The organism is Comamonas sp. lk, assembly GCF_900564145.1.
Lineage (GTDB): Bacteria > Pseudomonadota > Gammaproteobacteria > Burkholderiales > Burkholderiaceae_C > Comamonas.
This window is the reverse complement of sequence record NZ_UOOB01000002.1, coordinates 170109-187192: the sequence shown is the minus strand read 5'-3', so window position 1 is coordinate 187192 and position 17084 is coordinate 170109. Positions and strand designations below refer to the sequence as shown.

Here is a 17084-nt window from a genome sequence, read left to right as displayed (position 1 = left end):
CCTTGCGCCTTCTGTCAATCTGTCTGCACGCACCGTCATGTCCCATCAGCTGCCTCCCACCATTGACCCTGTAGCCGCCCGTCGCTGGCACGAGGCCGCACCGGCGCAGGCACCCTGGCTGCATGAGGAGGTGGCCAGCCGCATGCAGCAGCGTCTGGAATGGATCGTCAAGCCGCCCGAGCACTGGTGCCATTGGGAGCCCGTGCGCGGCGGCATACAGGCCCACGATCTGCTACGTGAACGCTATCCACAGGCCGAATGCACGGTGTATGAGCCTGTGGCGGCACGCCAGCTGCTGGCGCAGGAAAAGCTGGGCAGCCGCTGGTGGCAGATGGCGCGCTGGAAGGGCGCTGGCGTGCAGGTGGCACAACCTGCGGACGCCAGCATGGACATGCTCTGGGCCAATATGCTGCTGCACACCGCAGGCGATCCGCAGACGCTGATCGAACAATGGCACAAGCTGCTCAAGATCGACGGCTATGTGATGTTCTCCTGCCTGGGGCCGGATACGGTGCGCCAGCTGCATCGTCTCTATGCCGATCTGGGCCTGGGCCCGGCAGGTCACAGCTTCACGGACATGCATGACTGGGGTGACATGCTGGTGCATTCCGGCTTCAGCGAGCCGGTGATGGACATGGAGCACATCACCCTCACTTTTGCCACGCCGCAGCGGCTGCTGCAGGAGCTGCGCGAGTTGGGGCGTAATCTGCACCCGGCCCGTTTTGCCGGCTTGCGAGGCCGCCAGTGGCTGGCGCGTCTTGAAGCCGCAATGGCCGAGAAGTGGCGTGACAAGCAGGCCGACGGTCAATTGTCTTTGACCTTCGAAATCGTCTACGGTCACGCTTACAAACCCCAGCCCAAGGTGAGGCTGGAGGCCAATAGCTCGGTGTCCTTGCAGGACATGCGTGCCATGCTGCACCAGTCGCGCAACACGGGTTTGCGATAGCCCAATTGTCGTTTTCCGGTCATTGAGAAAACACAAAGCTGCCTACAATTTCCCCAGTTCTTGAATCGATAGCAGCGTCGCTTTCCGGCTTCTCTCCGGCTGGAAAGACAAAACAAAGGCTGGCCCGAGGGCTGCCAGGGGAGATGTAGGGTGTTTCGCTTTGCCAAGGGGACTGGCCAGCGGGTTCAACGGCTGTCAGTTCTCTCGATGGATCATCACCGAAAGCCGGATGTAGGCCGTGTTGCTGCATCTGCGCTGGCTGCTTCGGCCCCGTGGCTGATGCGGCGTTCTTCTCGTCCCTTTTCTTGTTTTGGGCTGCTTTGTCAGTTCGGCTTGCGCATGGATTTTTCATGCCGCAGGCCTGCCTTTTTTGTAGTTCGCAAAAAGCCGTGCGACAGCGCTTTCGGGCGCGCCGCTGGCATGAGTTCCTGGTGCTCGTATTAGTGAATGCGCGCAGACATTGCTATCAAACTTTGATGCATGCTGCGGTGTAGTTTGCAAGAGAGTGTGAGTTTCACGGCGCGCGGTCCGCAGGGGCTGCAGCGGGTGTGAGCTAGCGGATAACCCGAGGCTTAGAGGTAAGTGAAAACGATGAAAAACATTTCCACCAAGCTGGTTCCCTGGAGTTTGACCTTGGCGGCATGGGGTAGTTCTTTGGCGCATGCTGCGCAGGATTTGCCGGGAGGGCCTGCGGTCAACCAGCTCAATCTGCACCCGCCCGTCACCCGCATTGCGGTGGAGCAGCACAATCTGCACTGGATGATGCTCATCATCTGCACGCTGATCTTTGTCGGCGTGTTTGCGGTGATGTTCTATTCCATCTGGAAGCACCGCAAATCCAAGGGCGCCAAGGCCGCGAACTTTCATGAGTCGGTAAAGGTGGAGCTGGCCTGGACCATCGTCCCCTTCATCATCGTCATCATCATGGCCCTGCCTGCCACCAAGGTGCTGGTGGCGCAAAAGGACACGACCAATGCCGACCTGACCATCAAGGCGACCGGCTATCAGTGGAAGTGGGGCTATGACTACCTCAATGGCGAAGGCGAGGGCCTGAGCTTCGTCTCCACGCTGGACAGCGGCCACCGCGCCATGTCCGACAGCGGCAATGTCTCTGCCGCCCCCAATGACTATCTGCTCAAGGTCGACAAGCCGCTGGTCGTGCCCATGGGCAAGAAGATCCGCATCATCACCACCGCCAACGATGTGATTCACTCCTTCATGGTGCCGGCCTTCGGCATCAAGCAGGACGCGATTCCTGGCTTTGTGCGCGACACCTGGTTCAAGGCCGAGAAAGCCGGCGACTACTACGGACAGTGTGCCGAGCTGTGCGGCAAGGAACACGCTTACATGCCTATCCATGTGAAGGTGCTGTCTGCCGCTGACTACACCGCCTGGGTGGCTGACGAGCAAAAAAAGCTGGCTGCCAAACAGGATGATCCCAACAAGGTCTGGGTGCTGGCCGATCTGGTGGCCCGTGGCGAAAAAGTCTATGCCGCCAACTGCGCAGCCTGTCACCAGGCTAATGGCAAGGGCGCAGGTCCCATCAAGGCTCTGGACGGCAGTCCGGTCGTGCTGGGCGCAACGGCCGACATGATGCATGCGGTGCTGGAAGGCCGTGCCAACGGTGCCATGCCTGCCTGGAAGCAGCTCAGCGACACCGATCTGGCGGCCGTGGTGACTTTTGCCAAGAACCACTGGAGCAACCACACCGGCCAGCTGGTGCAACCCGCGCAATTCGTGATGGCGCGTAGCGGCAAGTTTCCCGAAGGCGGTGGCAGTGCTGCGGCGCCAGCTGCAGCCCCTGATCAGCCTGCTGCGGCAGCCACGCCTGCAGCCGCCGCTGCACAGTAAGCCACAGGTACTGAAGACCGATTGGAGAAAAGAATATGAGCGCCGTAGTACCTCCCGCCCACGCAGCTGCGGATCATGGTCATGACCATGCGCACGATGATCACCACCACGCCATGCCCACGGGTTGGCGTCGCTGGCTGTTCGCCACCAATCACAAGGACATCGGCACGATGTACCTGCTGTTTGCGTTCGCCATGCTGATGGTGGGGGGCATTCTGGCCATGCTGATCCGTGCCGAGCTGTTCGAGCCCGGCCTGCAGATCGTCAACCCCGAGCTGTTCAACCAGCTCACCACCATGCACGGTCTGATCATGGTGTTCGGCGCCATCATGCCGGCCTTTGTGGGCTTTGCGAACTGGATGCTGCCGCTGCAGATCGGCGCTTCCGACATGGCCTTTGCCCGCATGAACAACTTCAGCTTCTGGTTGCTGATTCCGGCCGGCGCCATGCTGGTGGGTTCGTTCTTCATGCCCGGTGGTGCTCCTGCCGCAGGCTGGACGCTGTATGCGCCGCTGACGCTGCAGATGGGCCCGTCCATGGACACCAGCATCTTTGCCATGCACATCATGGGCGCCTCCTCCATCATGGGGGCGATCAACATCATCGTCACCATTCTGAACATGCGCGCACCCGGCATGACGCTGATGAAGATGCCCATGTTTGCTTGGACCTGGCTGATCACCGCCTATCTGCTGATTGCCGTGATGCCGGTGCTGGCCGGCGCCATCACCATGACGCTGACCGACCGCCATTTCGGCACCAGCTTCTTCAACCCCGCTGGTGGTGGCGATCCTGTGATGTACCAACACATCTTCTGGTTCTTCGGTCACCCCGAGGTCTACATCATGATCTTGCCGGCCTTCGGCATCGTCAGCCAGATAGTGCCCGCCTTCAGCCGCAAGCGTCTGTTCGGCTACACCTCCATGGTCTATGCCGTGGCAGCGATTGCCATCCTGTCCTTCATCGTGTGGGCGCACCACATGTTCACCACCGGCATGCCGGTCACGGGTCAGCTGTTCTTCATGTACGCGACCATGCTGATCTCCGTGCCAACGGCGGTGAAGGTGTTCAACTGGACGGCCACCATGTGGCGCGGCTCCATGAGTTTTGAAACCCCCATGCTGTTTGCCGTGGGCTTCATCTTCGTGTTCACCATGGGCGGCTTTACCGGCCTGATTTTGTCCATGGCGCCCATCGACATCCAGCTGCAGGACACCTATTACGTGGTGGCCCACTTCCACTATGTGTTGGTGGCGGGATCGCTGTTCTCCATGTTCGCCGCTTATTACTACTGGGCGCCTAAATGGACGGGCGTGATGTATTCCGAAACCCGCGGCCGCATCCATTTCTGGGGCTCGTTGATCTTCTTCAACGTCACCTTCTTTCCCATGCACTTCCTGGGTCTGGCCGGCATGCCGCGTCGCTATGCCGACTATCCCATGCAGTTTGCAGACTTCAACATGGTGGCCTCCATCGGCGGCTTCGGCTTCGGTCTGATGCAGGTGTACTTCTTCGTGTTCGTGGTGATTCCCGCCATGCGCGGCAAGGGCGAGAAAGCGCCACAAAAGCCCTGGGAAGCGGCAGAAGGCCTGGAGTGGGAAGTACCGTCGCCTGCACCTTTCCACACGTTTGAAACCCCGCCCAAGCTTGACGAAACCGCCACCCGCGTGATCGGTTAAAGGCACAAGGAGCTCATATGCAAACCGCACAGCAGCGCAAGGCCAATGTTCGGCTGGGGCTGATTCTGGCGTCTACGGCGCTGGTCTTTCTGCTCGGCTTCATGGTCAAGATGGCCTGGATATCCTGACCCGACCGGGGTCTGCCAACACGGGAGAATGCGGTGAGCATCGCCAAGGAAAATGCAAAGATGGTGGGCAAGCTGGCAGCGGTGGCGCTGGGCATGTTTGCGTTCGGCTATGTGCTGATTCCCATCTACAAGCATATCTGCGAGCTGACCGGCATCAATATTCTGTCGCTCTCCGAGCGCCAGGTGCCCGGTGGCGGCTCGGCCGGGCGCGATGTGAAAGTGCCAGCCAATACGCAGATAGACACCAGCCGCACCATCACCGTGGAGTTCGATGCCAACGCGCGCGGCCCCTGGGATTTCAAGCCGGCCATGCGCTCCATCAAGGTGCACCCCGGCGAGCTGGCCACCGTCATGTACGAGTTTCAGAACGTGCAGGACAAGCGCATGGCAGCCCAGGCCATTCCCAGCTATGCGCCACGCCAGGCCACGGCTTATTTCAACAAGCTCGAGTGCTTTTGCTTTTCCCAGTACACGCTGGACCCTGGCGAAAAACGCGAGTGGCCGGTGGCATTTGTGATCGATCCGCGCATCTCCAAGGATGTGAAGACCATCACCCTGTCCTATACGTTCTTTGAAGTCGGCGGCAAGACGCCTGCTGCGCCGCCAACGGGCACGGCTGCGGTGCAACTGCCAGTTTCATCAGCTGTTGCGAGGCCTGCCTCATGAGCGAAGAGCAGCCGCCAAAGCAAAGTTTTTTTCGCTCCATCGTGGCCGTGGGCTGGGCCATGCTGGGAGTGCGCAAGGGCAAGGAATATGAGCGCGATTTCGCCAGCATCACCCCGCTGCATGTGATCGGCGTCGGGCTGGTGGCGATCTTTATCTTGGTGTTAGCGTTGATATGGATAGTGAATATGGTCGTTTAGCCTTGGCTGAACGGGTGTGAGTGGACGGTAGTTAAGAACAACGATCAACAGTGTCAGGAGCAGAGTGATGAGTGCAACCCCGCAGGGCGCAACCCCTTACTACTATGTGCCAGCAGCGTCCAGTCACCCCGTCATGGCGGCGATCGGCCTGTTCTTTGTGATTCTGGGCGCTGGCAACTGGATCAACGGACATGAATGGGGCATGTACTCCCTGTTCGTGGGCCTGGTCTGGTGGCTGGCCGTGCTGTTTGTCTGGTTTCGCGAGGCAGCACGCGAGAGTGAGGCCGGTCTGTTCAGCCGCAGAATCGATCTGTCCTACCGCTGGAGCATGAGCTGGTTCATCTTCTCGGAGGTGATGTTCTTTGGCGCCTTCTTCACCGCCCTGTGGTGGGCCCGTGTGCACTCCGTGCCGGCATTGGGCAGCTTGGCCAATGAAATTCTGTGGCCCAACTTCCAGGCCGTATGGCCCAGCGTCAGCCCCGGGGCCACGGCCTCGCCGGCCGACATTGTCGAGCCGTTCAAGACCGTGGGCCCGTTCTGGCTGCCCACCATCAACACGGCGCTGCTGATGAGCTCGGGCGTGACGCTGACGATTGCCCACCACGCGCTGCAGGCCAACCACCGCGCGCGCTGCATTGCCTTCATGTGGATGACGGTGGTGTTGGGCTTCATCTTCCTGTGCGTGCAGGGCTATGAGTACCACCACCTGTACACCGAGTACAACCTCAAGCTCAACTCCGGCGTGTTCGGCTCCACCTTCTACATGCTGACCGGCTTTCACGGCTTTCACGTGCTGGTGGGCATGCTGATGCTGTTCTTCATCACCATCCGCCTGATGAAGGGCGACTTCACCGACAAGCACCATTTCGGCTTCGAAGGTGCGGCCTGGTACTGGCACTTTGTGGACGTGGTCTGGGTCTTCCTCTACATCCTGGTGTACTGGATGTAGCGCTCCTTAATTCAAAGCGTCTTGCGCCTGTCATTCAAGGTTTTTGGCATGATTTGACGCCAGAAACAGGAATAGACAAGCGCAAGGCGCTTTCTTTTTGCTAGCGAGTCATTGACCCGGCTGCCAGCCCGTGGGCTGGATATAGCCCAGCTTGGCGGCCAGCAGAATGCAGACGAACAGCGTGATGGAAAGCGCCACGCGCCAGGCCAGGGCGCGGAACATTTTGCGACGGCGCAGGGCATCGTCGGCCTCGCTGTCACGGCTGTCATCACCTTTGCGCATCATGAAGAACAGGGCGCTTCCCAGGCTGGCCAAAATGGCCAGAAAAGCGAGAATGATGATGAATTTCATGAAGTGGATTATCTGGTGCGATCTTCCCGAATTCCAGACCTCTGGCGGTTTGTACTGATCACGGTGGCGGCCGTCGCAGCGGCGGCGTTGACGGCTGGCCTGGGGTTCTGGCAGCTGGACCGAGCAGCGCAAAAACAGGCGTTGACCGACTCCATTGCCAGGCAGCAGGCGCTGGCTCCCTGGCATGGCGCGCAGCTGGCGGCCCATGTGCCCGCCGCATCGCAGCCCATCGCGGCGCAGCAGATGCAAGAGCTGTTGCACAGGCCGGTGCAATTGCAGGGCCGCTGGCTGGCCCAGGAAACCATTTATCTGGACAACCGGCAGATGCAGGGCCGGCCGGGTTTTTTTGTGCTCACGCCGCTGCAGCTGAGCGCGCCCGATGATGCAGTGGTCGTCGTCGTGCAGCGGGGCTGGGTTCCGCGCAACTTCATGGATCGAACCTTGCTGCCGCCCGTACCAACGCCTGCAGGGCTGGTGATGATTGAGGGACGGCTGGAGGCTCCGCCCTCCAAGCTCATGGAGCTGGAAAACACGCGTTTGAGCGCAGGTGCGCAGAACGGGGCAGACCCTGATGGGCAAAAGTCGCGTATCCGACAAAATGCAGACATTCCGGCCTGGGCACAGCAAAGCGGCTTGCCGCTGCTGGGTCTGAGCATTCTGCAGACTGGCGCGGCCAGCGAAGGCGCGGCCGGCCAAGGTACGGCCGGCGATGGCTTGCTGCGCGACTGGCCGGTGATCAATGCCGGAGTGCAAAAGCACTACGGCTATGCATTTCAATGGTTCGGCTTGTGTCTCTTGATTGTGCTGCTCTATGTCTGGTTTCAACTCGTGCGACGCTTCTTCCTCCGCCGCCCTGCCGGCGATGCATGCTCAGGCGCAGCGTCCTGCAAGTCCGGCTGATTCCAGCACCGATGCACCGGACCATGGGCTGCTTGCCATGACCGTGCACAGCCTGCCCAGCCCCGAGCAAAGCAGCGCGCGCAGCGGCGGGCGCTGGAAGATGCTGGCCGTGCTGGCCGTGTGTGCTGCACCGGTGGTGGCCTCTTACTTCACTTACTACGTGCTGCGGCCCACGCAGCAGCGCAGCTTTGGCGAACTGATTGCCGAGCAGCCGGTGCTGCCCGAGGCGCAGGCGCAGACCCTGGATGGCCGCTCCGTGCCGCTGAGCCAGCTCAAAGGCCAGTGGCTGCTGGTCAGCACCGCCAGCGGCGACTGCGGCGAGCGCTGCGAGAGCCATCTCTATCTGCAACGCCAGCTGCGCGAGACCCTGGGCAAGGAAAAAGACCGGCTCGACTGGGTCTGGCTCATCAAGGACGAGCAGCCGGTGCCGGACCGGATTGAGCCGGGGCTGGCGCAGGCCACGGTGCTGCGCCTGCCCCAGGCTTCCATTGCGCAATGGCTGAAGCCTGCCGCGGGCCATGCGCTGGAAGATCACCTGTATGTGGTGGACCCGCAAGGCCATTGGATGATGCGCTTTCCTGCCGATCTGGATCAGGCCAATGCCGGCAAGGCCAAGCGCGATCTGGAGCGCTTGCTGCGCGCATCTTCCTCATGGGATGAGGCAGGCCGCCCGGAAGTCAAACCCTGAAATTTGAATGAAACAACGCTGCAGCGCTTATTGATAAAGCGCTAGATGCTATGAATTGGAGAGTTTCGTAGCGCAGCGCAATGCCATAGGGAGTCGCGGTATGCAAGCACAGACAGCGCCACAGGCATCGGCGCCTCAAACTCCGGCAGCGGCGACTGCCGCCACATCGGTCTGGGCCCAGTACTACGCCCTGACCAAGCCGCGCGTGGTGCAGCTGATCGTGTTCTGTGCCTTCATCGGCATGGTGCTGGCCGTGCCCGGCGTGCCTGGCTGGCAGAGCTGGCGGCAGATGCTGCTGGCCTGCATCGGTATCTGGCTGGTGGCGGCGGCCGCAGCGGCGTTCAACTGCCTGGTGGAACGCGGCATCGATGCGCGTATGAAGCGCACGGCCTGGCGCCCCACGGCGAGCGGCGAGCTGACGCAGCGGCAGGCGCTGGTGTTCTCGACGCTGCTGTGCGCCGCCGGGGCCGCCATTTTGCTGCTGGCGGTGAATGCCTTGACGCTGTGGCTGACGCTGGCCACCTTCGTGGGCTATGCCGTCATCTACACCCTGGTGCTCAAGCCGCTGACGCCGCAGAACATCGTGATCGGCGGCGCGTCCGGCGCCATGCCGCCGGTGCTGGGCTGGGCCGCCATGACGGGGCAGGTGGGGCACGAGGCGCTGCTGCTGTTTCTCATCATCTTTCTGTGGACGCCGCCGCACTTCTGGGCGCTGGCGCTGTACCGGGTGGAGGACTACCGGCGCGCGGGTCTGCCCATGCTGCCTGTCACCCACGGCAATGCTTTTACGCGGCTGCAGGTGTTTCTCTACACGGTGGTGCTGCTGGCAGCCACGCTGCTGCCCTATGTGGTGGGCATGAGCGGCCCGCTCTACCTCTTTGCCGCAGTGGTGCTGGGGTTGGGCTTTTGCGGTTATGGTTGGGCCTTGTTGCGCAACTATTCGGATGCGCTGGCGCGAAAGACTTTTCGCTTTTCCCTGATCCATCTGAGCCTGCTGTTTGCGGCCTTGCTGGTGGATCACTACCTAGTCTGAATCACCATGGACAAACGAGGCGCATTGCGTGCACTGGGCGCAGCAACACTGGCCGCCACGGCCGCTTTCACACTGACGGCCTGCAACAAGAACACCCCGCTCGCATTTCAGGGCGTGGATGTGACGGGGGCCGAATACGCCAAGGACATTCCCTTGACCGATGTGAACGGACAGCGCCGCAGCCTCAAGGATTTTTCAGGCAAGGTGATTGCCGTGTTCTTCGGTTATACGCAGTGCCCCGATGTCTGCCCCACCACCTTGCAGGAGCTGGTGGAAGTCAAACAGGCCCTGGGCGCCGATGCGAACCGGCTGCAGGCCATCTTTGTCACACTGGATCCGGAGCGGGATACGCCCGAGGTACTCAAGGCCTATCTGGCCAATTTTGACGACAGCTTTGTGGGCCTGCGCGGAACCCCCGAGGAGGTGGCCGCCGTGGTCAAGGACTTCAAGTTCTATTACAAGAAAGTACCGGGCAAGGTGGAGGGCAGCTACACGCTGGACCACTCAGCCGGCACCTATCTGTATGACACGCAAGGCCGTCTGCGCGTCTACGAGCGCTATGGCTCCGGCCCCCAGGTGCTGGTGCAGGACGTGAAGGCCTTGCTCCAGTAAGCAGCCTCTCAACGCGCCTGGGCTGCCGGGTCTGGCTGATCCGTCGCCGCATTGGAGGCTTGCTGCCGCCTGGCCAGCTCGCGCGCGGGAATGGGCAGCTCGCCGCTGGCCATGCGCATCAAGAGCGAGTGCAGCATCTCGGTGGACAGTCCGTGCAGCACCAGGCGGTAGGCCGCATACAGCGTGGAAAGCGGCACCATGGGGTGCTTGTTGTTGAGCAGCACCAGATGCTCGGGCGAGGCCAGAATCTTGGCGCAGTAAATGGCCACGGTCTCGTCCAGCTGCAGCGAGTTGCTGGCCCGCCAGAAATCGTTGTCGGTCAGCAGCAGCTGATAGACCGGGGTGTAGATTTCGATGGCGCTTTGCAGATCCAGCAGATTGAGCTTGCCGCGCGGCATATCTGCAAGCTGCAGATCCGGGTTGTGGATCATGGAAAAATCGGGCTCGGCCACGGGCACCAGTTCCTTGTTTTCCGCACGCAAAGCCTTGTTCAGGCGAATGACGAAATTGAACAAATTCAAGTCGTGGCGCAGGAACAGCTCGTCCTTCACATCGTCAATCTCTACCGGCGTGAGCGGCGAGGTGCTGACGGGCGTGGGTGCGTTGGCCGCCACGAACTGCAGCACCTGAGAGCCCAGGTGAAAGTGCCGCATGATGAGCCAGTTGGCCTCGGGCGAGACGAACTTGTTCATGCTGAAGGCCAGCAGCCGGTGCAGCAGCATGGAGTGCGACCAGCGCTTGGGTAAAAAGACCTTGAGCACCTGGATGACCATCATGGACAGCCGCGCCATGGGCCGGATCATGGGCAGAAAGAACTGGCGCGAGCCGCTGCTGCAGTCGCGCAGCCAGGCGGCCTTCACTTCGTCGGGCAAGGGCGTGCTCTGGTCCAGATAGAGGGCCAGCCAGGGGCTGGGGTCGCGCTCGTCCCAGTCGTGATCGGTGTATTCGTTTTTCATGCGCTCTCCCCCTTATTGTTCTGGCATGACATGCTGGAACTGCATGAGATACATGGCTGCCGTGTTGCGTGCGGTCTGCAAAATGGCTTGCTGGGCCGTGGCGGTGCTATCGAGTTCCAGGGCCATCTGCACGGCCATCAGCCAGCGGTCCAGATGGTGCTCGTCGTTCGCTCCGTGGTATTCGAGAAAGCGGAAGGCATCCGGAGGCAGGGGCAGGGCGGCGCGCAGCAGCGGCAGCAGGCTGGGCACAATGCGCTGGCCCGTGCCCTCGATGATGTAGATGGCACCCAGCAGACCGATGGGGTTGGGCGTGGCTGCCAGCCCGTGCAGATAGGCGTTCAGCGCCTCGCCGCCGGGGTTGCGGCGCAGTCGGGTGATATCGGTTTCGGTGCCGCCGGCTTTCAGATAGTCGCTGTGCAAAATCTTAAAGTCGTTCTGTTCCTCGCCCGCATGCAGATCAATCAAGGAGGCCAGAGCGGCGTAGTCGCCGGTCAGCGATGCTGCGCCTTCACGCATCCACAGACTGCCTTCGCGCACCTGGGGAATCCAGTGGCTCATCCAGCGCACATAGTCGGCGCTTTGCAGCTGGCGGCTGCGGATGCGATGCAACAAGGGCGTGCGCCAGACGCGGGAGCGATAGTCCTGCCAGATGCTGGCCAGCTCGGTCAGCAGCGGAGCAAGAGCGCTGGGCGCTGTGTCAGGGTCGTGGGGTGGCGCGATGCTGGACACATCGGGCAGGGCATCGTCGGCAAGCGCGTTCGATGGGGCTGGTTTTTGAGCAGAAAAGGCCTGTGGCGCTTTTTCTATCTGCGCATCATGCTCTACTTCCCATAGCATATAGCCGGCGGTGAAGCGGCCCGATTCGGGGATGAAGCACAGCACCGTATCCCCGGCCTTCAGGCGCGATCCTTCCTTCTGCAGAAACTCCGACAGCATGATGAAGATGGACGCCGCACCGGTGTTGCCGCGCCAGGCCAGATTGCTCCACCAGCGCTCACGCGGAATGGCCAGCTGGGCCTTGTTGAGCAAGTCATCGACGACGGGAATAAAGCGCTCGGACGAGTAATGGCAGAGAAAGTGATCGATGCCGCGTTCGGGCACCCAGCCTTTGTGGGCCAGGTCGGCATATTCATGAATGCAGACATCAAACAGGTGCGGCAGCAGACGAATGTCCTGGCGCAGAGAAAGCGCTCCGGCAGCTTCCGCATCGCTCCAGGCGGGAAAGTCCAGATGGCTTTTGCTGCGGTCTGCCGTCATGCCCAGCTGCATGCACACCGGATAGTCGCCTGCAAAGCTGCGCTGGTGGGTCCATTTGAGCTTCAGGCGCAGACCGTTGGCCTGGGGCAAGGCCTTGGGGCCGCCCAGCAGCACGGCGCCGGCGCCGTCCGAGAGCATCCAGCGCAGAAAGTGGGCATCGAAGTCCGTGTCATAGCCTTGAGCGGCAAAGCGCGAGCGCTTGAAAAGCCGCGAAGGCATTTCGCTGGCCACCGACAGGGCCAGGCGATGGGCACCGCTTTCCACCGCCATGGCCGCCGCTTGCATGGCACCCACGCTGGCCGCGCAGACGCCGTGCACGGACAGGGTCTCCATGGGCGGTGCAGCCATTTCGCCCTGAATCATGCTGGCAAAGCCAGGCATCAGGGCATCGCCGCCCGAGGAGCCGCTGGACAGATAGCCGATATCGGCCAGTGTCTTGCCCGCCAGCCTCAGGGTGTCATCAATGGCGCCGGCCGCCATCTGCGTGTTGCTGACCACGGTATGGCCTTCGCCGTCTATGGCGTAGTAGCGACTCTGAATGCCGTTTTCCGCCAGAATGCGGCGTTTGATGCGTTCGGAGATGCGGTTCAGCGGTGCAACGAACGCATCCATGCCGACGTTGTCCACCGGGGCGCCAGGCAAAAACATGCCGGCAGATTGAAGGTATACGTTCGAATAGGCAACTGGCATAGATTTTCAAACCATTGTTATTGAATAGCGTCTGCAGGCATTTGCGGCCGGGTTCTGGCTGCGGGCCAGATCAGACCCAGGACATACACGCGCCCCATATAGGGCAGCAGGCCGCCCTCGTTGAGTGCTGGCGTGACCCGCTGGCGGTAGGTTTCGGCATGTAGCCTTGTCAATTCCGACCAGTGGGCATGCGGGCACTCATGGTGCGCGGTATGCAGGCCAATATTAAAAAGCAGAGGGTTGACCAGCCCTTCGAAATTGCGGGCGTAGTTCAGTTCGATACCGGGGGTATTGCGTTGCGCTCTGCTCAGCGGCCGGCCGTCGGCATGGGCATGCTGCAGATAGTTGGTGGCCAGCAGCCAGTGCAGGCCGTGCAACTGGGGCACGATGACGAAGAACAGCGCTTTTTGCCAGTCCAGCCACAGCAAGCAGCCCCAGCTGCCCAGCCATAGCGCGTACTGGCCCATGCAATACCGAAACGCACCGGGTTGGCGCAGGCGAAGATGGTTCAGCCAGCGCATAAACAGCGGGTACAACACCCAGGCGGCCTGCAGCGGGTGAACCAGATAGCCCCAGAGGTGGTTGGTGTCGCCGCCAAAGGCTGGCCTGTAGGTGCGTGCAATGTCTTTGGGGCCGTGGCGGAAACGGTGGTGGTTGGCCACATGGGCCGGCCAGAACACAAACGTCGGGTGGCCTTGCAGCAAGGTAAGCCAGTAGTCGGTGAAGCGATTGCTCCAGCGCCCCCGCCACATGCGGGCATGGGTGTGGTTGTGGTGAATGACGCCTATGCCCAGCGTCAAAAACAGTTCGATGGCATACAGCATGAAGCTGAAGCCATGCGTCCACTGCCACCAGACGATGGCGGGCATGGCCGTCATATACGCCACAGACTGCCAGTCTCGCCAATGGCGCAGGCGCGGCAGCAGATGGCGATGGGGGGGCTTGCTCATTCAGTGGCTGGCGGACTGGGCAGTGCCGGTCTTGACCTGGGTGCCCATGAGCTGATCCATGAAGGGCAGGGCAAAGCCATAGTTGCCGGCCGGGCGTGCATGGTGCAGATGGTGACGGCGGCTGGCGGCCAGAGGATGGGTATCCGAGACCTTGGGGAAGAAATCGTAGTTGGAGTGGCCTATCAGGTTGAGGATCAGGCTCAGCACCGGCACGGAGGCCAGCGACCAGAAATAAAAGTCATGCACCAGCATGGGCAGCAGGATGATGTTGCCCAACATCAGCGCCTCGATCGGGTGAAAGCTGTAGGTGGACCAGGGCGTGGTCACCACGGAGCGGTGGTGGTCGCCGTGATAGCGCACCAGGCGTTTGGTGTGCAGCAGGCGGTGGTTGAGCCAGAAGTGCACATCGTTCCAGATCAGCAGAACCAGAATCTCCAGCGCAATACGGCCTGCGCTGGCCGTGGGTGTCAGATGGGCCCAGCCCAGCTGCAAAAAGCCCCAGGGCACGATCATGCCCAGGCCGAAAACCAGTATGGAATAAAAAGACTGGCGCCATTCGCGCTGCAGCTGATCGGGCTTGAGGGCACGGGTATCGAGTGACCGGCCTATGCCAAGACCGGCCAGCGTGCGCGTCAGCAGCGACATGGCCAGGCCGCCCAGCCCATAAATTCCGCCAAAAAAGACCAGACCCAAGGCCATGACCTGCCAGGCATTGAGTTGGGTGAACCAGGTACCAGCGTCCATGAAGGCTCCATAAACAGGGGCGCAGCCCGTACAAAGCAATGCGCCCGACGGCACTGCGAAAACGCATGCCGGTCGGGCGCATGATAGCGGACGCAGCTGTCTGACAGACAGTCGGGCCAGGCTGGGCTACTCAAACAGCAAGCTTGAGCAGGAGCTGCAAAGCAGCGTGATTACTGCGCAGAGATTTTCTGTTCGCGAATGATGGTGCCCAGCGCCTTCACATCCTGCTGGATGCGGTTTTGCAGGCCTTCGGGTGAGCTGCCAATCGCTTGCCAGCCCTGCATGGCCAGCTTCTGGCGCATTTCTGGCGTGCGCACAATCTCGCTCACGGCAGCGGCCAGCTTTTCCACATGGGCTTTGGGCATGGACTTGGGAGCGGCCACCGCATTCCAGATTTCCAGGTCAAAGTTGTTGATGCCCAGATCCTTCAAGCTGGGCAGGCCCGGCGCCAGCGGGCTGCGGGCGGCCGAGGTCACGCCAATGCCGTGCAGCTTGCCGGCCTGAATCTGGGCCATGGCCAGAGCGGGTGGCAGCATGGACAGCTGCAGGTCGCCGCCCTGAATGCCGTTGAACACCTGGGGGTAGCCGGTATACGGCACGTGCACGGGCTTGATGGCCGAGCGGCTCTTGAGCAGCTCCATGCCCAGATGGCCCACGGTGCCCACGCCGGGAGAGCCGTAGCTCCACTTGTCACCGGCCTTGACGGCGGCATCCATGAAGGCCTTGCCCTGCGGAGCCGAAGCCGGCGCGACCAGCACCAGCGGCGCCACGCCGATCAGGCTGACTGGCTGCAAATCCTTGACGGGGTCATAGCGCACGCTGGGATTGAGCAGCTTGGCAATCGTCATATTGCCGTTGATCATCACGCTGAAGGTGTAATCGTCGGCCTTGGCCACATATTCGGCGGCAATGTTGCCGCCTGCGCCCACGCGGTTTTCCACGATGATGGTTTGACCCAGCTTTTTCTCCAGCGGCTCGGCCAGGGCGCGGGCTGTCAGGTCGGGCGAGGAGCCTGCGGGAAAGCCCACGATTAGGCGCAGGGGCTTGTCTGGCCAGTTGTCTGCCGCCATGGCAGGTGCCATGACCGTGGCCGCCAGGGCTGCGGTGGCGCAAATCAGGCCGCGGCGGGACAGGTGCTTCAGAGTGCGAACAGGCATGGCAAGTCTCTTGGAAATTATGGTTGTGAAGGTGAGGGGTTGCGAGCAGTGTGCCAACGCCCAGTAGAAAACAAAAAACCCGGAAATTATCCGGGTTTGTGATTCAGCATTTCAGCCTTTTAAGTCGCTGAGGCGCAGTTTGGTGTTCAGGCAAACTCGGCCAGCGCTTTTTTCATCTTCTTCATGGCTGCCACTTCGATCTGGCGGATGCGCTCGGCACTGACGCCGTACTCGGCTGCCAGCTCGTGCAGAGTCATGCCGCCGGAGCCGTCGTCATTGACCTTGAGCCAGCGCTCTTCCACGATGCGGCGGCTGCGCTCATCGAGTGCGTCCAGAGCCATGGTGATGCCGTCGGTGGCCAGATGATCACGCTGACGCGACTCGATCATGGCCACAGGCTCATGATTGGCATCGGCCAAGTAGGCAATGGGACCAAAGGCCTGCTCGCCATCATCACTGGGCGAAGGATCCAGCAGCACATCGCCACCGGCCAGACGCGTTTCCATCTCGATGACTTCCTCGCGCTTGACGTTGAGCTTGGCAGCCATGGCGTCAATTTCGTGGGCGGTCAGGGTGTCGCGCATGACCCGGTCGTCATCGGCCATGACGGCGTCAGACTTCATGTCGTGCTTCATCGAGCGCAGATTGAAGAACAGCTTGCGCTGGGCCTTGGTCGTGGCGACCTTGACCATGCGCCAGTTCTTCAGAATGTATTCATGGATCTCGGCCTTGATCCAGTGCATGGCGTAGCTCACCAGGCGCACGCCCTGGTCAGGGTCGAAGCGCTTGACGGCTTTCATCAGGCCCACGTTGCCTTCCTGAATCAGGTCGCCATGGGGCAGACCGTAGCCCAGGTACTGGCGGGAGATCGATACGACCAGGCGCAGGTGGGACATGACCAGTCGCCCAGCGGCATCCAGATCGTTGTGTTCTTTGAGTTTGCGTGCGTAGTCCTGCTCTTCCTCAAGGGTGAGCATGGGCAAGCGATTGGCCGCAGAAATATAAGCATCCAGGTTGCCCAGCGGTGGTACCAGAGCCCAAGGGTTCGCGGGTGCCAAAGCAGTAGCAATGGAGCCGGAGGCAGATGTCATTGCAGGTTTCCTTTCTTCCATGATCTTCATATTAGCACTCCGTTAGAGGGAGTGCTAAAGGCAAAGTTCCCGCAGATTTCGTAGGGGGAGCCAAACCCCTTGAAGAAAATTCCCAGTCGCTGGGAGTTTTGTATCTCGCTCACTGAGTGCGGTATTCGTGATGCATCGATAAAGAACTCAAGCCCATGATTTTACTAAATAAATATAGATGTTCTGATTGTGGGTAAGTGGTGTGATGC

General features: G+C 61.0%; 18 protein-coding genes. 11 read left to right on the top strand and 7 right to left on the bottom strand.

Features of this window, described 5'->3' with window-relative positions:
- The first annotated feature begins 37 nt into the window (after nucleotides 1-37).
- The 7 genes from EAO39_RS19680 to EAO39_RS19655 all read left to right on the top strand — a co-directional run bounded on the left by EAO39_RS19680 (nucleotide 38) and on the right by EAO39_RS19655 (nucleotide 6416).
- Nucleotides 38-946 carry a methyltransferase domain-containing protein gene (locus EAO39_RS19680; protein WP_120971400.1) on the top strand — a complete coding sequence of 303 codons (909 nt, stop codon included), beginning with the start codon at nucleotides 38-40 and terminating at the stop codon, nucleotides 944-946.
- Nucleotides 947-1537: 591 nt separating this feature from the next.
- Complete coding sequence (gene coxB / locus EAO39_RS19675) at nucleotides 1538-2797, top strand: cytochrome c oxidase subunit II (RefSeq protein WP_240467135.1); 1260 nt, start codon at nucleotides 1538-1540, stop codon at nucleotides 2795-2797.
- Nucleotides 2798-2832: 35 nt separating this feature from the next.
- Nucleotides 2833-4476 carry a cytochrome c oxidase subunit I gene (gene ctaD / locus EAO39_RS19670; protein ID WP_120971399.1) on the top strand — a complete coding sequence of 548 codons (1644 nt, stop codon included), beginning with the start codon at nucleotides 2833-2835 and terminating at the stop codon, nucleotides 4474-4476.
- A 17-nt stretch (nucleotides 4477-4493) separates the two neighbouring features.
- Nucleotides 4494-4604, top strand: coding sequence for a cytochrome oxidase small assembly protein (locus EAO39_RS23050; RefSeq protein WP_240467134.1), 111 nt, complete (start codon nucleotides 4494-4496; stop codon nucleotides 4602-4604).
- 33 nt (nucleotides 4605-4637) lie between these two features.
- On the top strand, nucleotides 4638-5270 hold the full coding sequence (locus EAO39_RS19665) for a cytochrome c oxidase assembly protein (protein ID WP_120971398.1): 633 nt from the start codon (nucleotides 4638-4640) through the stop codon (nucleotides 5268-5270).
- A complete protein-coding gene (locus tag EAO39_RS19660) occupies nucleotides 5267-5467 on the top strand; it encodes a DUF2970 domain-containing protein (protein ID WP_120971397.1) in 201 nt (66 codons plus the stop codon). The genes EAO39_RS19665 and EAO39_RS19660 overlap by 4 nt, the downstream gene beginning before the upstream one ends.
- Nucleotides 5468-5534: 67 nt before the next feature.
- The gene (locus tag EAO39_RS19655; protein ID WP_120971396.1) at nucleotides 5535-6416 is read left to right on the top strand and encodes a cytochrome c oxidase subunit 3; all 882 of its coding nucleotides are present in this window, start codon (nucleotides 5535-5537) and stop codon (nucleotides 6414-6416) included.
- A 108-nt stretch (nucleotides 6417-6524) separates the two neighbouring features.
- Here EAO39_RS19655 and EAO39_RS19650 read toward each other — a convergent pair whose 3' ends face one another.
- Nucleotides 6525-6767, bottom strand: coding sequence for a twin transmembrane helix small protein (locus tag EAO39_RS19650; protein ID WP_120971395.1), 243 nt, complete (start codon nucleotides 6765-6767; stop codon nucleotides 6525-6527).
- 15 nt (nucleotides 6768-6782) lie between these two features.
- Between EAO39_RS19650 and EAO39_RS19645 the strand changes: the two genes are divergently transcribed.
- The 4 genes from EAO39_RS19645 (at nucleotide 6783) to EAO39_RS19630 (ending at nucleotide 10000) form a co-directional block, all read left to right on the top strand.
- Nucleotides 6783-7667: an SURF1 family protein gene (locus EAO39_RS19645; protein WP_205589443.1), complete on the top strand. Its 885-nt coding sequence runs from the start codon at nucleotides 6783-6785 to the stop codon at nucleotides 7665-7667.
- Between the two features lie 37 nt (nucleotides 7668-7704).
- Nucleotides 7705-8355, top strand: coding sequence for a hypothetical protein (locus EAO39_RS19640; protein WP_120971876.1), 651 nt, complete (start codon nucleotides 7705-7707; stop codon nucleotides 8353-8355).
- Between the two features lie 100 nt (nucleotides 8356-8455).
- Nucleotides 8456-9388, top strand: coding sequence for a heme o synthase (gene cyoE, locus EAO39_RS19635; protein ID WP_120971394.1), 933 nt, complete (start codon nucleotides 8456-8458; stop codon nucleotides 9386-9388).
- A 6-nt stretch (nucleotides 9389-9394) separates the two neighbouring features.
- Complete coding sequence (locus tag EAO39_RS19630; protein ID WP_120971393.1) at nucleotides 9395-10000, top strand: SCO family protein; 606 nt, start codon at nucleotides 9395-9397, stop codon at nucleotides 9998-10000.
- Between the two features lie 8 nt (nucleotides 10001-10008).
- Here the strand turns inward: EAO39_RS19630 and EAO39_RS19625 are convergent, their stop codons facing one another.
- The 6 genes from EAO39_RS19625 to rpoH form a co-directional block, all read right to left on the bottom strand.
- Nucleotides 10009-10956, bottom strand: a complete 948-nt coding sequence (locus tag EAO39_RS19625; RefSeq protein ID WP_120971392.1) for a hypothetical protein — start codon at nucleotides 10954-10956, stop codon at nucleotides 10009-10011.
- 12 nt (nucleotides 10957-10968) lie between these two features.
- The gene (locus EAO39_RS19620; protein WP_120971391.1) at nucleotides 10969-12903 is read right to left on the bottom strand and encodes a beta-ketoacyl-ACP synthase III; all 1935 of its coding nucleotides are present in this window, start codon (nucleotides 12901-12903) and stop codon (nucleotides 10969-10971) included.
- Nucleotides 12904-12920: 17 nt separating this feature from the next.
- Nucleotides 12921-13853, bottom strand: coding sequence for a fatty acid desaturase (locus tag EAO39_RS19615; RefSeq protein ID WP_120971390.1), 933 nt, complete (start codon nucleotides 13851-13853; stop codon nucleotides 12921-12923).
- Nucleotides 13854-14597: a sterol desaturase family protein gene (locus tag EAO39_RS19610; protein WP_120971389.1), complete on the bottom strand. Its 744-nt coding sequence runs from the start codon at nucleotides 14595-14597 to the stop codon at nucleotides 13854-13856.
- A 170-nt stretch (nucleotides 14598-14767) separates the two neighbouring features.
- The gene (locus EAO39_RS19605; protein WP_120971388.1) at nucleotides 14768-15754 is read right to left on the bottom strand and encodes a tripartite tricarboxylate transporter substrate binding protein; all 987 of its coding nucleotides are present in this window, start codon (nucleotides 15752-15754) and stop codon (nucleotides 14768-14770) included.
- A 146-nt stretch (nucleotides 15755-15900) separates the two neighbouring features.
- Complete coding sequence (gene rpoH / locus EAO39_RS19600; protein ID WP_120971387.1) at nucleotides 15901-16845, bottom strand: RNA polymerase sigma factor RpoH; 945 nt, start codon at nucleotides 16843-16845, stop codon at nucleotides 15901-15903.
- Nucleotides 16846-17084: the final 239 nt, after the last annotated feature.

What these genes read in the sequence shown, in the direction of transcription:
- EAO39_RS19680 (WP_120971400.1), top strand. Translation starts at nt 38, where the DNA reads ATGTCCCATCAGCTGCCTCCCACCATTGACCCTGTAGCCGCCCGTCGC.
- coxB (WP_240467135.1), top strand. Translation starts at nt 1,538, where the DNA reads ATGAAAAACATTTCCACCAAGCTGGTTCCCTGGAGTTTGACCTTGGCG.
- ctaD (WP_120971399.1), top strand. Translation starts at nt 2,833, where the DNA reads ATGAGCGCCGTAGTACCTCCCGCCCACGCAGCTGCGGATCATGGTCAT.
- EAO39_RS23050 (WP_240467134.1), top strand. Translation starts at nt 4,494, where the DNA reads ATGCAAACCGCACAGCAGCGCAAGGCCAATGTTCGGCTGGGGCTGATT.
- EAO39_RS19660 (WP_120971397.1), top strand. Translation starts at nt 5,267, where the DNA reads ATGAGCGAAGAGCAGCCGCCAAAGCAAAGTTTTTTTCGCTCCATCGTG.
- EAO39_RS19655 (WP_120971396.1), top strand. Translation starts at nt 5,535, where the DNA reads ATGAGTGCAACCCCGCAGGGCGCAACCCCTTACTACTATGTGCCAGCA.
- EAO39_RS19650 (WP_120971395.1), bottom strand. Translation starts at nt 6,767, where the DNA reads ATGAAATTCATCATCATTCTCGCTTTTCTGGCCATTTTGGCCAGCCTG.
- EAO39_RS19640 (WP_120971876.1), top strand. Translation starts at nt 7,705, where the DNA reads ATGACCGTGCACAGCCTGCCCAGCCCCGAGCAAAGCAGCGCGCGCAGC.
- cyoE (WP_120971394.1), top strand. Translation starts at nt 8,456, where the DNA reads ATGCAAGCACAGACAGCGCCACAGGCATCGGCGCCTCAAACTCCGGCA.
- EAO39_RS19630 (WP_120971393.1), top strand. Translation starts at nt 9,395, where the DNA reads ATGGACAAACGAGGCGCATTGCGTGCACTGGGCGCAGCAACACTGGCC.
- EAO39_RS19625 (WP_120971392.1), bottom strand. Translation starts at nt 10,956, where the DNA reads ATGAAAAACGAATACACCGATCACGACTGGGACGAGCGCGACCCCAGC.
- EAO39_RS19620 (WP_120971391.1), bottom strand. Translation starts at nt 12,903, where the DNA reads ATGCCAGTTGCCTATTCGAACGTATACCTTCAATCTGCCGGCATGTTT.
- EAO39_RS19615 (WP_120971390.1), bottom strand. Translation starts at nt 13,853, where the DNA reads ATGAGCAAGCCCCCCCATCGCCATCTGCTGCCGCGCCTGCGCCATTGG.
- EAO39_RS19610 (WP_120971389.1), bottom strand. Translation starts at nt 14,597, where the DNA reads ATGGACGCTGGTACCTGGTTCACCCAACTCAATGCCTGGCAGGTCATG.
- EAO39_RS19605 (WP_120971388.1), bottom strand. Translation starts at nt 15,754, where the DNA reads ATGCCTGTTCGCACTCTGAAGCACCTGTCCCGCCGCGGCCTGATTTGC.
- rpoH (WP_120971387.1), bottom strand. Translation starts at nt 16,845, where the DNA reads ATGACATCTGCCTCCGGCTCCATTGCTACTGCTTTGGCACCCGCGAAC.